Source organism: Corynebacterium sp. NML 120412 (genome assembly GCF_002285155.1).
Lineage (GTDB): Bacteria > Actinomycetota > Actinomycetes > Mycobacteriales > Mycobacteriaceae > Corynebacterium > Corynebacterium gottingense.
Genome location: NZ_NSGL01000002.1, coordinates 147,534 through 160,765 on the forward strand (window position 1 = coordinate 147,534; position 13,232 = coordinate 160,765).

11 protein-coding genes are annotated in these 13,232 nt (G+C 68.3%); 5 read left to right on the forward strand and 6 right to left on the reverse strand.

Annotated elements, in window-relative coordinates:
* Nucleotides 1–3: 3 nt before the first annotated feature.
* Genes CKJ84_RS07695 through CKJ84_RS07710 form a run of 4 tightly spaced genes read right to left on the reverse strand, consistent with a single transcriptional unit; the run spans nt 4 to nt 6,036 of the window.
* Nucleotides 4–1,179 (reverse strand): phosphotransferase, encoded by a 1,176-nt coding sequence (locus CKJ84_RS07695; protein ID WP_095546521.1) that lies wholly within the window; start codon nt 1,177–1,179, stop codon nt 4–6.
* A 10-nt stretch (nt 1,180–1,189) separates the two neighbouring features.
* A complete protein-coding gene (treS, locus tag CKJ84_RS07700; protein WP_095546620.1) occupies nt 1,190–2,944 on the reverse strand; it encodes a maltose alpha-D-glucosyltransferase in 1,755 nt (584 codons plus the stop codon).
* A gap of 6 nt (nt 2,945–2,950) precedes the next feature.
* Entirely contained in the window at nt 2,951–4,072 is a 1,122-nt protein-coding gene (locus CKJ84_RS07705; protein ID WP_095546522.1) for a MalY/PatB family protein, read from the reverse strand.
* A gap of 53 nt (nt 4,073–4,125) precedes the next feature.
* The gene (locus CKJ84_RS07710) at nt 4,126–6,036 is read right to left on the reverse strand and encodes an ABC transporter ATP-binding protein (protein WP_095546523.1); all 1,911 of its coding nucleotides are present in this window, start codon (nt 6,034–6,036) and stop codon (nt 4,126–4,128) included.
* 100 nt (nt 6,037–6,136) lie between these two features.
* Between CKJ84_RS07710 and CKJ84_RS07715 the strand changes: the two genes are divergently transcribed.
* Entirely contained in the window at nt 6,137–6,682 is a 546-nt protein-coding gene (locus CKJ84_RS07715; RefSeq protein WP_095546524.1) for a hypothetical protein, read from the forward strand.
* Entirely contained in the window at nt 6,682–7,233 is a 552-nt protein-coding gene (gene idi, locus CKJ84_RS07720) for an isopentenyl-diphosphate Delta-isomerase (RefSeq protein WP_095546525.1), read from the forward strand. The genes CKJ84_RS07715 and idi overlap by 1 nt, the downstream gene beginning before the upstream one ends.
* Here the strand turns inward: idi and CKJ84_RS07725 are convergent.
* Complete coding sequence (locus CKJ84_RS07725; protein ID WP_095546621.1) at nt 7,230–8,540, reverse strand: carboxylesterase family protein; 1,311 nt, start codon at nt 8,538–8,540, stop codon at nt 7,230–7,232. The genes idi and CKJ84_RS07725 overlap by 4 nt on opposite strands.
* Nucleotides 8,541–8,571: 31 nt before the next feature.
* Here CKJ84_RS07725 and CKJ84_RS07730 point away from each other — a divergent pair, with 31 nt between their 5' ends.
* Genes CKJ84_RS07730 through CKJ84_RS12370 form a run of 3 tightly spaced genes read left to right on the forward strand, consistent with a single transcriptional unit; the run spans nt 8,572 to nt 10,959 of the window.
* Entirely contained in the window at nt 8,572–10,584 is a 2,013-nt protein-coding gene (locus tag CKJ84_RS07730) for a M3 family metallopeptidase (protein WP_095546526.1), read from the forward strand.
* A gap of 23 nt (nt 10,585–10,607) precedes the next feature.
* Nucleotides 10,608–10,811: a hypothetical protein gene (locus CKJ84_RS07735; protein WP_095546527.1), complete on the forward strand. Its 204-nt coding sequence runs from the start codon at nt 10,608–10,610 to the stop codon at nt 10,809–10,811.
* A 4-nt stretch (nt 10,812–10,815) separates the two neighbouring features.
* Nucleotides 10,816–10,959 (forward strand): hypothetical protein, encoded by a 144-nt coding sequence (locus CKJ84_RS12370; RefSeq protein ID WP_095275485.1) that lies wholly within the window; start codon nt 10,816–10,818, stop codon nt 10,957–10,959.
* Between the two features lie 63 nt (nt 10,960–11,022).
* Here the strand turns inward: CKJ84_RS12370 and malQ are convergent, their stop codons facing one another.
* Complete coding sequence (gene malQ / locus CKJ84_RS07745; RefSeq protein ID WP_233125594.1) at nt 11,023–13,167, reverse strand: 4-alpha-glucanotransferase; 2,145 nt, start codon at nt 13,165–13,167, stop codon at nt 11,023–11,025.
* Nucleotides 13,168–13,232: the final 65 nt, after the last annotated feature.

A 13,232-nucleotide genomic window follows, 5' to 3' on the forward strand; every position in this document is an offset into this window, starting at 1 on the left:
CTCCTACACCAGGTCGCGGATCGCGTCGAGGGGGATGTCCACCCAGTCCGGGCGGTTGTTCGCCTCGTAAATCACCTCGTAGGCGGCCTTGTCCACGATGTAGGCGGCGAGCAGCGCGTCGCGTTCGGCGCCGTACCCCGCGAGCAGCTTCTCGACGCCGCCGCGCTCCCATTCCACGTCAAACCCGCCGACGGCGCGGGCGTACCCGTACGAGCGCACCATCCCGGCCACGTCACGCAGCCGATGGTCCGGGCGGCGCCGCTGCGCGAGGGGCCGCGCCGGCTCGCCCTCGAAGTCGATGAGGTACCACCGCTCGGGGGTCTTGAGCGTCTGTCCCAGGTGCAGGTCGCCGTGGACCCGTTGCACCGGCACGGTTGACTCGGTTGACTCGGTTGACTCGGTTGACTCGGTTGACTCAGTGTTGCCGAGCTCCGCGTAGAGCGCGCGGATCCGCGGGGCGAAATCGGCGAGCAGCGGTGCGCGGCGCACGTATGCATCCAGGTTTGCGGTGAGCGTGTCGGCGATCGAGCGCGTCGGCCGTTCCTGGACGCCGAATGCGTGGGCAAGCGCCTCGTGCACGGTCCGCATCGCGCGCCCGAGCGACTCCGCCTGCGCGGCGACTTCGGCCTCCGGCAGCGTCCCCTCGGCGGAGCCCCCGGTAGTGAGCACGAACCCGTCGATGCCGCCGCGGATGAATTCCTGCTGCATCGCCAGCGTCTGCTCGCCGCGGGTGACGTAGGCGTTCACGGCGGCGACGTGCGGGCAGTCGCCGATGCGGGTGAGCAGTTCAACGTCCGGGTTGAGGCCGTCCTCGAGGTGGCGGAACACCTTCACAATCGTGTTGCCGACGACGAGGTTGGTGTTGGACTGCTCGGCGCCCAGTGGGGTAGCGGCGCCGGTGATCAGGTCGCCGTGGACCTCGCCGAGCTCGGGGAGCGCGGCCACGTAGGCCGTGGCCCCGGAGTCGGTGCTCAGAATGTCCTGCGTCTCACCGTTCGCCGACTCTGCAAGGAGGACCTGGTAGGTGTCCGAGTCGGCGCCGCGTGTGACGTCGAGAAGCTGCCACTTCGCCGTGGCTCCGCAACCAGCGACGGCGACCGGCCGCGCGGTGGCGACGGTGATCGCGTCGATGGTGTCTGACTTTGCGCCGTAGAATCGTTGCGAGGCGAGATCGAACATGCCGCCCTCCCTAGGAGATGTCGAACCAGAAGAAGCCGTGCGGCGCGAGGGTAACCAGCCAGGGCAGCTCGCCGATGGCGGGGAACTCCAGGCCGCCGGACAGCTCGCGGGGAACGACGCCGGCGTACTGCGAAAGGTGCATCTCCACCGCCTGCGGGCGCGAGCTCATGTTGTGTACGCACAGGATTCGCTCGACCCCGCCGCCGGGGGTCCCGTCCGCGGAAGCGTCGTACTCGCGGATGAAGGCCAGCACCTGCTCGTTGCCGTGGTCCACCTCTATATACGAGCCGCGCCCGAACGCCTTGTACTGCTTGCGGATGTGCACCTGCGTGCGCACCCACTGCAGCAGCGAGTTCTCGCGGTCCATCTGGGATTCCACGTTCACGATGTGGTAGCCGTACTGGTCGTTGCGCACCGGGGGCAGGTAGAGCCGCTCCGGTTCGGCCTTGGAAAACCCGCCGTTGCGGTCGTTGGACCACTGCATGGGCGTGCGCACGCCGTCGCGGTCGGGCAGCCAAATGTTGTCGCCCATGCCAATCTCGTCGCCGTAGTACAGGAACGGGGAGCCGGGCAGGCTGAGCAGCAGGGCGTGCGCGAGCTCCAAGCGGTCGCGGTGCCCGCCGAGCAGCGGGGCGAGGCGGCGGCGGATACCCACGTTGGCGCGCATGCGAGGGTCGGATGCGTAGTGCTTGTACATGTAGTCGCGCTCTTCCTCCGACACCATCTCGAGGGTGAGCTCGTCGTGGTTGCGCAGGAAGATGCCCCACTGGGCGGACGCCGGGATCGCCGGGGTTTCGCGCAGGATGTCAATGATGGGCGTCGCCGATTCCTGGTGAATTCCCATGAAAATGCGCGGCATGACGGGGAAGTGGAACGCCATCTGGCACTCGTCGCCGGAGCCGTCGGGGTTGCCGTGCTCGTCGGTGCCGCCGTCGCCGAAGTACTCCACCACCTCGTCGGGGAGCTGGTTGGCCTCGGCGAGCAGGAAGCGGCCGGGGTATTCCTCGTCAAAGAGTGCGCGCACGCGCTTGATAAAGCCGTGCGTCTCCGGCAGGTTTTCTGACGAGGTGCCCTCGCGCTCGAAGAGGTAGGGGATGGCGTCGAGGCGGATGCCGTCCATGCCCAGGTCGAGCCAGAAGCGGATGATGTCCAGGATCTCCTCCTGCACAGCCGGGTTGTCGTAGTTCAGGTCCGGCTGGTGGGAGAAGAAGCGGTGCCAGAAGTACTGCTTGCGCACCGGGTCCCAGGTCCAGTTGGATTCCTCGGTGTCGATGAAGATGATGCGGGTGCCGTCGTACTGGGTGTTGTCGTCGGTCCACACGTAGTAGTCGCCGTACGGCCCATCCGGGTCCTGCCGGGACGCCTGGAACCAGGCGTGGGAGTCGGAGGTGTGGTTGATGGGAAAGTCCGTGATGATGCGGATGCCGCGTTTATGCGCGGCGTCGATAAGCGAAATGAAGTCTTCGACGGTGCCGAACTCGGGCAGGACCTTGCGGAAGTCGCGGATGTCGTAGCCGCCGTCGCGCAGCGGGGAGTCGTAGAACGGCGGGATCCACAGGCAATCCACCCCCAACCACTGCAGGTAGTCGAGCTTCTCCTCCAGCCCCTTGAGCGTGCCCAACCCCGTGCCGTCCGGGTCGTAGAAGGCGCGGACGAGGACTTCGTAGAATACGGCGTCCTTGTACCACTCGGGGTCGGGCCGCTCCCAGGGCTGCTCCGGGGGTGCGGGGGGTAGGTAATCTGAGGCCTGTGGGGTCTGCTCCATGCCCACCTACAGTAGGCGAATTGCCCCCGCCATGCGCTCGACTGCCTCGCGCAGGATCGCGGGGCTGGTGGCAAAATTCAGCCGCGCCTTGTGCCGGCCACCGGGGCCGAAGCTCACGCCCTCGTTCATGGCCACCTTCGCGTGCGTACGCAGCCAAGTGGCGGGCTTTTCCGTGGTCAACTTGGTATTCCGGAAGTCCAAAAACATGAGGTAGGTGGCCTGCGGGACCTCGACCTCGATGCCGGGAATCTCGCGCGGGAGGTGCTCCACGAGCCAGTCGCGATTTTCGCGCAGCTGCGCAATTTCACCGTCGAGGAAGTCACCCCCGTCCCGGTAACACGCCTCGGCGGCGACGATGCCGAGCGTGCCCGTGCCGTCTTTCGCCACCCCGCTGAGTCCCTGCCAGGTCTTGACATCGGCGTCGTTGGAAAAGATCAGCTGCGCGCACTTCAGGCCCGCCACGTTCCAGGCCTTCGACGCCGCCGTAATAGTGATGCACACGTCCGGATTGTTCGCGGCCGCGCACGTGTGGGCGCCGTCGTAGACCAGCGGCGCGTGGATCTCGTCGACGATCACGCGCGCGCCGTGGCGGCGGGCAAGGGCACAGATCTCATCGAGCCGCTCGGGCGTAAAGGTCCACCCGCCGGGGTTGTACGGGTTGGTGAGCACGAGCGAGCCCGCGCCGCGGGAAAACGCCGCGTCCAGTTCGTCCAGGTCCAGCCCCGGCACGGCGCGCACGTTGATGCGCACGCGTCCGGCGGTCCCCGCCACCTCCAAGAACGGGTGGTAGGCGGGCACCGGCACGATGACCGGGCCCTCGGTGAAGTGCTGGATGGATAGCAACACGCCGCGCACCACGTCGGGGATGGGGAAGATGCGCGCGGGGTCCGGCCGCCAGCCGTAGCGCGCCTCGTAGAAGTCAGCCACCAGCCCAGGCAGCTGCTGCGCGCTCGGGGCGGGGGTGTAGCCGAACATCTCGCGCTCGACGGCGTCGGCGATCGCCGCGCGCACGGGCTCGGCGGTGGTGAAGTCGCTCTCGGCGACGAACAGCGGCAGCACATCGTCGTCGTACTGGGTCCATTTGCGGGTTCCGCGTGCGCGGAGTTGCTCAAGCTCGGGGAAATCCATGGCCCAAGCTTAACGACGCCCACCCGTCCCCTCCGCCACGCCGCCCCGCGGGATCAGGCGTTGTGGGGCTGCGCGGCGCCCTCCACGTCCGCGGCGTCCTCGTCCTCGGCGTCGTATTCGCCGTCTAGCTGGAAGCCGAAGGACTTCAGGCGCGCCCGGTCCGCGGCGGACGAAGACGCGGTGAGCGTGAGCAGCTCTGAATAAATACCGCCGGAGGCAGCGAGCTCCGCCGGCGAGCCGATCTCATCGATCCGGCCGTTGTCCAGGGTGATGATGGTGTCCACGTCGGCGATGGTGGAGAGGCGGTGCGCGATCATGATGGTCGTGCGGTCCTTCATCAGCTCGTCCAGGCTGGCCTGCACGGCGCGCTCCGCCTTGGTGTCCAGGGCCGAGGTGGCCTCGTCGAGCACCAGAATGGGTGCGTCCTTGAGCATCGCGCGCGCGACGGCTACTCGCTGCTTCTGCCCGCCGGACAGCCGCAGGCCGCGCTCGCCGATGACGGTGTCGTAGCCGTCCTTGAACCGGGTGATGAAGTCGTGGGCGTTCGCGCGCTTGGCCACGTCGATGACCTCCTCGCGCGTCGCGCCGGGCTTACCGTAGGCGATGTTTTCCGCCACGGTGCCGGAAAACAGCGCGGGTTCCTGGAAGACCACGCCGGAAGACGCGCGCAGTTCCTCCACGCTCAAGTCCTCGAGGTTGCGGCCGCAGACGGTGAGCGTGCCGTCGTGAAGCGGATAGAGCCCCAGCAACAGGTTGACGATGGTGGACTTGCCGCCACCAGACTCGCCCACCAGCGCGATCTTTTCACCCTCGCGCGCGGAAAAGGTCAGGCCCTCCAGGACGGGCTCGCCCGGGTTGTACGCGAAGGAGACGTCGTCGAACGCGATGACCGGCTCGCGCACCTCGAGCGGCTCGTGCGTCACCTGCGTGAGCTCCGGCACGCCGGTGGACTGGGGCGCGGCGACGAGCTCGCGGTTGGCGGTGGGCTCGTTCGGCTCGTCCATCACCGTGAAGTAATCGCGCGAGCCCGCGATGGCGCGCTGCGCCGCGTCCACGATCCAGCTCATCATCTGCGCGGGCTGGCGAGCCATGGTGACCATCTGGATGAGCATGACCATCTCGCCGATGGTGAAGTCGCCGTGGAGCGTGCGTACGAACAGGATCAGGTAGATGCCCAAAAAGACCGCCGTCATGGCGATGCCGCGCACCGTGTCCATGCTGTGCCACCAGCGCGACTGCGGGCGCGTGATGTCCACGGTGTTGTTGTAGTGGGTGCCAAACTTGTCCAGCTCGCGCACCTCCGCCACGAAGGACTTGGTCACCTTGACCTGACCGACCACCTCGGCGAAGCGGCCGTTGCCCTCGTCGATGTTGGCGTTTTTCTCCTTTTCAAACCGCTGCCACCGCTTGGACGTGAGCGCCGTGAGCCACATGTAGAGCGGGAACAACAGCGCCAGGAGGATGGTCAGCGGCCAGTAGTAGTACGCCGTGATCGCCAGAATCGCCACGACCTGCAACAGCATCGGCAGGAAGCTGTTGGCAAAGGACTGGATGAACTGGGTGACGTTTGCAATCGAGCGGTCCAGGCGGGCGATGATCGTGCCCGTGACCTGGTTGTCAAAGTAGCGCTGCGGCAGCGCGAGCAGCTTGGCAAAGTAGCGCGTGGACATGATCTGTCGGATGCGCGCCACCATCACGTCGCCCAGGTAGCCGGCGACGTTGCGCAGCAGCGCCGCAGCGGTCTCGGCAGCAAACAGCGCGATGGCCAGCCACACGACGGTGCGCACCGGCGACGGCCCCTCGCTGCCACCGCTGACGTATCCGACGATGGTGTCGGTGGCCTCCCGGATGATGAAGGGGGAGACCAACCCCAGTGCTGCGACACCGGAGGAAATGATCACGACGGCGAGGTAGTAGGGCCACAGCGCAGAGGCGCTGCGGAGGACACGCAACAATGACTGCATAATTTGGTTAGGGTACTAGGGCTGTACAGTGAGGAAGAACTGGAAAGCGCCTGATCGGCGCATTTCAGTGCAGTGCCACAACGAGGTAAAAGAGGCGTTTATGTCACACCGTTCGCAGTTCACCGCCGTGCTGCTTGCCGCCACGTCTGTCTTTGCGTTGTCCGCGTGCGTGAGCGGCAACGAGAGCGAGGAGGCGAAGGAATCTGAAATCGAGATCACGACGCCGACTGGCGCCCCCGCGCCGGAGTTCAAGGCGGAGGAGACCGACCCGCTAATCAGCGACGAGATCACGGGCGAGCGCGTGGAGGACCCGGCGATGGACCTCTCCTACAAGTGGCAGGGCACCAGCGCTGCGCCCGGTGGCGGCACCGTGGTCGTCGTGGCTGTGACCAACGAGAGCGAGGTCCCGATGCCCGCGGACACCCTCACCCCGAAGCTGCGCTACAACTCCGGCAACAACAACATGCAAAACGCCGACCCGATGAGCGGCGAGAACGCCGGCGTGGAGATCGTCGGCGTGGACCTGCCGCTCGGCCCGGGCGCCACCACGAACGCGAAGTACGCCTTCAACGTGTCCACCGGCAACCTGTGGGACGCCGAGTTCACCATTGGCAATGTCACCTTCAAGGGGAATCTGAACAACTAATGCGCGAGCAAGTAGTGCTTGTCGACGCCACGCGGACCCCAATCGGCACCGCCGACAAAGCCACGGTGCACACCACCGACACCCCGCTGCACCTCGCGTTCTCCTGCTGGCTGCGCAACGCCGACGGCGAGGTGCTGCTCACGCGCCGCGCGCTCTTCAAGGTTGCGTGGCCAGGGGTGTGGACGAACTCCTTTTGCGGCCACCCGGGCCCGGGCGAAGCGGTGGCCGATGCGGTGCGCCGCCGCGCCACCGAGGAGCTGGGCATTGCTGCGATCGACGGGCTGACGGAGATCCTGCCGGACTTCCGCTACCGCGCCGTTGATTCCTCCGGCATCGTGGAAAACGAGTGCTGCCCGGTCTACGTCGCCCGCCTCGCGCCGGGCGCGGCGCTGAACGCCAACCCGGACGAGGTCGACTCCTGGGACTGGGTCGCGTCGGAGGCGCTCATCCGTGCCGTCGACGCCACCCCGTTCGTGTTCTCGCCGTGGCTCGTTGATGAGCTCGCGGACCCGCGCCTGCGCCGCGCGCTCACCGAGCCCGGCTCCAACTAAAGCTCGTGGGCCACGGGGCTGAATGCGCCCCGCAGGTAGCCAAGCGGATCCGCCACCTCCTGCGCCCCCGAGCCGTCCAACGCCACGCGCAGCGCGGTCCGCCCCGTCCCCGCGCGCGTGCCGCCGCTGTAGGGATCCCACCCGACGTCGCCGCCGCGCACAAATTGGGTGAGCCACCGGTTGAGCCCGGTGCCGTAGGCGCCATCGGCGCCGAACGCGGGGGCGAGGTCGGTGGCGTGGTGCGCCGGGAGGTCGGCGCTGGCGATGAGCTCCGCCTGCCACACCGTTCCCGGCGCGCCCTCAGCAATGTCGTCGACCCAGCGGCGGCACATGGCGTCGGAAATCAGGCGCCCCACCACGTGGCCCGGGTCGATGCGCGACGCCGCGCCGAGGTACTCGCCGACGCGCCGCTTGGCCAGCCCCATGTGCCGGCCCAATGCCCGCGCCACGGGGGTGGCCAGGGCAGTGCCGTCCGCAAACGCGCCGTTGGGGAAGAACTCGTCGCGGGTGGAGGTGACCACCAGGGGGACGCGAGCGAGCTTCGCGGGCTCCAACGGGAACGGGCCGAGCGCGATGTCGGTGAAGTACTGCGTGCGGAAGCGGCGGTAGGCGCGGTCGAACCCCTTCGGTGAGCGGGCGTAGCGCGGGTTGAGGTCCTCGCGCAGCAGCGCGCCGCCGATTGCGCCGCGCGCCGCCCACCGGCGCGAGTCCATCCCGCGGCGCGGGAACACCGGCGACGCCGCCACCGCGCGACGGAACTCGCCCTTGTAGTGGTCGCGTCGGCACAGCCAGACCGCGATGTCCGCCCCGGCGCTTTGGCCCGCGACGGTGACGTTGGTGGGGTCGCCGCCGAACGCCTCGATGTTGCGCTGCACCCAGCTCAGCGCCGCCGCGCAGTCCTGCACGGCCCGGTACTGGCCGGGGGCGTCGCCGCCCACCGGCAGCATCCCCGGAAACTTCAGCCGGTACCCCACCTGCACCAGGATGATCCCGTCGCGGGCGAAGGCGGGGCCGTTGGCGCGGTCATCGGCGTGGGTGCCCTCCTCGAACCGGCCGCCGTGGATCCACACCAGCACCGGCAGGTCGTCGTTTCTGCGAGCACCCTCCGGGGCGGTGATGCTCAGGCGGGTGGCGTGGGGGAGGGGAGTAGTGGCGTCGATAAGCATGCCCGTGGGCGCTGGGGCGGGCGGGTCGAACGCGGCGTTGAGACGCGCGTACGGGATCGAATGGAATTCGCGGACTGCTCCGTCGCTGGTGCCGACGATTGCGCCGGCGGGGCAAGTGACCTGAGTTTCGCGCGTAGCCATGCCGTAATCGTAACCGCCTATGATGGCCGCCATGACCAACCCACTGCTTGCCCCGTCGGAGCTGCCGTACCAGCTGCCGGACTTTGCCCACATCAGGCTCGCGCACGTCGAGCCCGCGTTTGAGGAAGCGCTCGCGCGTCACGACGCGGAGATCGCGGAAATCTGCGCGCAGGAGTCGCCGAACTGGGAGAACACCGTCGAGGCGCTCGAGCTCGCGGGGCAGGACCTATCGCGCGTGCTCGCCTGGTTCTTCAACCTGCAGGGGACTGACGCCACCGCGGAGTTTGACGCCGTGGCCGACCGCATCGTCCCGCAGCTGTCCGCGCACACGGACGCGATCTACCAAAACGCGGAGCTGTATTCCCGGCTGCGCGCGGTGGCGGTGCCCGATGACGAGGAATCGCGGCGCCTTCACGAGCTGCTCGTGCGCCGCTTCGTGCGCCGCGGCGCGGATTTGGACGCAGACGGCAAGGCGCGCCTGGCCGCTATCAACGGGCGGCTGTCCGAACTCTCGGAGCAGTTCGGCCGCAACCTGCTCGCCGATACGAAGCGCCTCGCCGTGCGGCTCTCGCGCGACGAGCTCGCGGGCCTCAGCGAGGACCAGCTGCACGCGTTCGCGGCGGACGACGGGAGCGGCGAGTACATCGTGCCCCTCGAACTTCCCACGACCCAGTCGCTGCAGGCCGAGCTGGAGGACCCCGCGGCACGGCGCGCGCTTTTCGACGCCTCCCAGCAGCGCGGTGCCGAGTCAAACGTTGACATCGTGGTGGAGACGGTCACGCTGCGGCAGGAGCGTGCCAAGCTCCTGGGGTACGACACGCACGCGGACTACGTGATTGCGGAGGAAACCGCTGGCACCGCCGACGCGGCCCGCGCGTTGATCGCGGACCTGGCCCCCGCTGCCGCGGCGAACGCGGAGGCGGAACGCAAGCTGGCCGGCGAGCTCGCGCGGTCGCGCGGCGCGGATCTTGGGAGCCCCGATGGCCCTGACGGTGCGGACTGGCCGTACTGGGCGGCGCAGCGCCGCGCCGAGGAACTCAACTTGGACGAGGCCGAGCTGCGCAACTACTTCCCGCTCTGGCAGGTGCTGGAGGACGGCGTGTTTTACGCGGCGAACCTGCTCTACGGCATCACCGTCACGCGCCGCGAGGACCTGCGCGGCTACCGCGACGACGTGCAGGTGTGGGAGGTCAAGGAAGAAGATGGCACCGGTCTCGGCCTGCTGCTCACGGACTACTCGGCGCGCGAGACCAAGCGCGGCGGGGCGTGGATGAGCTCGTTCATGGACCAGTCCCGGCTCGCCGGCACGGCACCGGTGGTGGTCAACGTCATGAGCGTGAACAGCGAACTGCTCACCATCGACGAGGTCACCACCGTCTTCCACGAGTTCGGACACGCGCTGCACGGTCTGCTCTCCAACGTGCGCTACCCGTCGCTGTCCGGCACCAACGTCCCCCGGGACTGGGTGGAATTCCCCTCGCAGATCAACGAGAACTACGCGTTCGCGCCCGAAATCGTGCGCAACTACGCCCGCCACGTGGACACCGGCGCGCCGATCCCGCCCGCGTTGCTCGAGTCCGTCCGCGCCGCGCGCCAGTTTGGCCAGGGCTTTGCCACCGCCGAATACCTCGCCGCCAGCGCCATCGACCTCGAGTGGCATTCGCTTACCGACGCCACCCCGACCGACATCGACGCCTTCGAAGAAGACGTCCTGCGGCGCTACCACCTGGACGTTCCCGGGCTCACGCCTCGGTACCGCTCGACGTGGTTCAACCACATCTTCGCCGGCGGCTACTCCGCCGGGTACTACTCCTATCTGTGGGCCGAAGCACTGGACGCGGACGGGTACGACCTGGTGCAGGAGGAAGGCATCAACCGGGCGACCGGCGCGAAGTTCCGCGACGCCATCCTGTCGCGCGGCGCTGCGCGCGACTACACCGAGGCGTACACGGCGTTCCGCGGCCGCGAGAAAGATACGCGCCCGCTGCTCGTGCGGCGTGGGCTTGAGGGCACCGACTTCGCGTCCAACACTGGGCGCGCGTAGGCGTACACGGGGGAGGGACCTTCATGTTTGCACTGAGCCCCTGGCTCCAGCTCCCGATCGTGCTTGCCGTCGCGCTGCCGGCGGCCGGGCTCGCCGCGTGGGCGATGCTGCGCGTGGCGGATTGGCTGGCGTTCTTGCGCGACAGAACTCGCGGGACCAAAAGCGCCCAAGAGACCGGAAGCGCACACGGCGAAGTTTCGGCCGCGGCGGACGGGGAAGTACACTAGCGCCATGGCAAACCCGGAAGAATTGCGCAAGCAGGATCAGCGCCTGCCACGGCAGCAACGCAAGTACCCGCAGTCGCGGGTGACGCAGGCACTGTACGTGATGCTCGCGCTCGTCGTTATTGCGGCGATCGTCGGCAGCCTGGTGTAGCAGGCCGAGCCGGTCGAGCCCGCACCTGCGCGGGACCTGCGCCGGCGGCGCACAGCGGCCAAGCTAGCGCTGCGGCCGCCGCGACGCCTCTGCGACCCGGTGGAAGAGGGGGTGGGACGGCAGGGCGTCGATAAGCACCGGCTTCCCCGCGGCATCGGTGAGGGGGATGCACCAGTTTGCGTACTGGTGCGCATTGGTGCCCGGCTGGTTTTGGATGCGGCGGTCGCCCACCATGTCCACGAGGTTTGTGCACGTCATCGCGGACGGGGTCGAGGCGATGAAGCGGGTGAGTCCGACAAGCAGGTCATCCAGCGAGCCCGCGCTGTCGAACTCGCCGAGGTCGTACTGGGTAAAGTCGGCGTCCGCGAACGCCGTGCCCGCGAACGCGCCCTCGGCGCGCACCTGGTTGAGCACGCGGCCGATCCACACGCCGTCCTCGGCGTTGAGCTCTTCGAGCGACTCCGCGACCAGGCCCAGGCGGGAGCGCAGCTCGTTGTGCACGCCCTCCATGTAGCCGGCGGTCGGCGGCAGGTCGTGCGTGCCAACGGCGGACAGCGCCAGCGCCCGGTACTGGTCGGCCGGGCGTGGGTCGTCGGAATCGGTCGCCTCGAACCACAGGACCGTCGTGCCGAACACACCGGTGTCGCGCAGCACGTCCTGCACCCACGGCTCGAAGGTGCCCAGGTCCTCGCCGATCACCACGGCGCCTGCGCGCTGCGCCTCAAGCAGGAGGATGCCCACCATCGCCCGGTAGTCGTAGTTCATGTACAGGCCGTCAGCCGGCTTGTCCTCGCGCGGCATCCAGAACAGGCGGAACAGACCCAGGATGTGGTCGACGCGGATGCCGCCGGAGTGGCGCAGCACCGTGCGCAGCAAGTCGCGCCACGGGCCGTACCCCTGCTGGGCGAGTGCCTCCGGGTTCCACGGCGGCTGGGACCAGTCCTGCCCCTGCTGGGAGTACATGTCCGGCGGCGCGCCAACCGAGGCGTCGGCAACCAGCACATCAGCCAGCGTGTGCGCGTCCGCGCCGTCCGGGTGAATGCCCACGGCGAGGTCCGTCATGATGCCGATGCGCATGCCGGCGGCCAGCGCGCGGTCCTGGGCGACGCGGCGCTGCTCGTCCGCGATGAACTGCAGCCACATGTAGAACTGGATCGTTTCCTCGTCGGCGGCCTTCGCCGCGTGCTGGCCGTGCTCGACCGCGTCGGCCTGGACGGCGCACCACTCGCCGAACTCGCGCAGGCCCTCGCCCTCGTCCAGGGTGTACAGCTCGAAATCGTGCGAGCGCCCCGGGTCCTGCTGGGACAGGTAGAACAGCTCGCGCAGGACCGCGAGCTTCACCTCAAACACGGCGTTGCGGTCCAGCGGGTCGGCGGTGTGGTTCATCGCTTTCAGCGGGCTGACCAGCTGGTTGACCTCCGCGCGCGTTTCCACGCCCAGCTTGGTGAACTCGGGGACCGCCTCGACGGAAATGTAAATGGGATTGACAAAGCGGCGCGAGGCGGGGAGGTACGGGGAGTCCTCCACCGGCGGGACGGGCTGCGCAGCGTGCACCGGGTTGATCAACAGGTAGTCCGCGCCCTCGGCGGCGACAGCCTCGGCGATGCGCGCGAGGTCTTCAAAGTCGCCGATGCCCCAGGACTGCGTGGAGCGCACGGAGTAGAGCTGCGCCATCACGCCGTACGCGGGCCGGCGCTCGAGCGCCTCGTTGGTGGTCAGGCGGGCCGGCACCACAATGAGCGGGCAGACCTCGTCCAGGTCGTCGGACTCCAGGTGCAGCTCGTGCCAACCTTCGGGCAGGTCGCCGGGGACGTGGAAGGTCGCCTCGCCCCAGACGGTGCCGTCGGCGGCGGTGGTCGGCGGCACCCAGTTCTCGTCCTGGTAGGCGTCGCGCGAGGACCCGTCCTCCAGGCGGATCCAGCAGTGCGCGTAGTGGCCGTCCTTGACGTGGACGTTGAAGTGCTGTTCCTCGCCCGCGGTGGCGACCACGGTGAGGGGCAGCGGCCGGGTCGCGAGGGCGGTCGCGCGGGCGTCGATAAGCTCTTGGAGCTCCTGGTCTGAGGGGGATTCAGACAGCGGCACGCCGATTGCGCGCAGCAGTTTCATGAAGGACTGCGCCGGCGGCGTAACAAGTTTCCCAACGTCGGAGCGGTAGGAGGTGCCAAAGCCGTACGACCGGGCGAGTGACAGCAGGAGTTCTTCATTCATCACAGTGAACACAAGGTATATTGTGCCAAACGCGCCGCGCGCTCGCCCGGAGCGGGGCCGAGCAG

What these genes read in the sequence shown, in the direction of transcription:
- CKJ84_RS07695 (WP_095546521.1), bottom strand. Translation starts at nt 1,179, where the DNA reads ATGTTCGATCTCGCCTCGCAACGATTCTACGGCGCAAAGTCAGACACC.
- treS (WP_095546620.1), bottom strand. Translation starts at nt 2,944, where the DNA reads ATGGAGCAGACCCCACAGGCCTCAGATTACCTACCCCCCGCACCCCCG.
- CKJ84_RS07705 (WP_095546522.1), bottom strand. Translation starts at nt 4,072, where the DNA reads ATGGATTTCCCCGAGCTTGAGCAACTCCGCGCACGCGGAACCCGCAAA.
- CKJ84_RS07710 (WP_095546523.1), bottom strand. Translation starts at nt 6,036, where the DNA reads ATGCAGTCATTGTTGCGTGTCCTCCGCAGCGCCTCTGCGCTGTGGCCC.
- CKJ84_RS07715 (WP_095546524.1), top strand. Translation starts at nt 6,137, where the DNA reads ATGTCACACCGTTCGCAGTTCACCGCCGTGCTGCTTGCCGCCACGTCT.
- idi (WP_095546525.1), top strand. Translation starts at nt 6,682, where the DNA reads ATGCGCGAGCAAGTAGTGCTTGTCGACGCCACGCGGACCCCAATCGGC.
- CKJ84_RS07725 (WP_095546621.1), bottom strand. Translation starts at nt 8,540, where the DNA reads ATGGCTACGCGCGAAACTCAGGTCACTTGCCCCGCCGGCGCAATCGTC.
- CKJ84_RS07730 (WP_095546526.1), top strand. Translation starts at nt 8,572, where the DNA reads ATGACCAACCCACTGCTTGCCCCGTCGGAGCTGCCGTACCAGCTGCCG.
- CKJ84_RS07735 (WP_095546527.1), top strand. Translation starts at nt 10,608, where the DNA reads ATGTTTGCACTGAGCCCCTGGCTCCAGCTCCCGATCGTGCTTGCCGTC.
- CKJ84_RS12370 (WP_095275485.1), top strand. Translation starts at nt 10,816, where the DNA reads ATGGCAAACCCGGAAGAATTGCGCAAGCAGGATCAGCGCCTGCCACGG.
- malQ (WP_233125594.1), bottom strand. Translation starts at nt 13,167, where the DNA reads ATGAATGAAGAACTCCTGCTGTCACTCGCCCGGTCGTACGGCTTTGGC.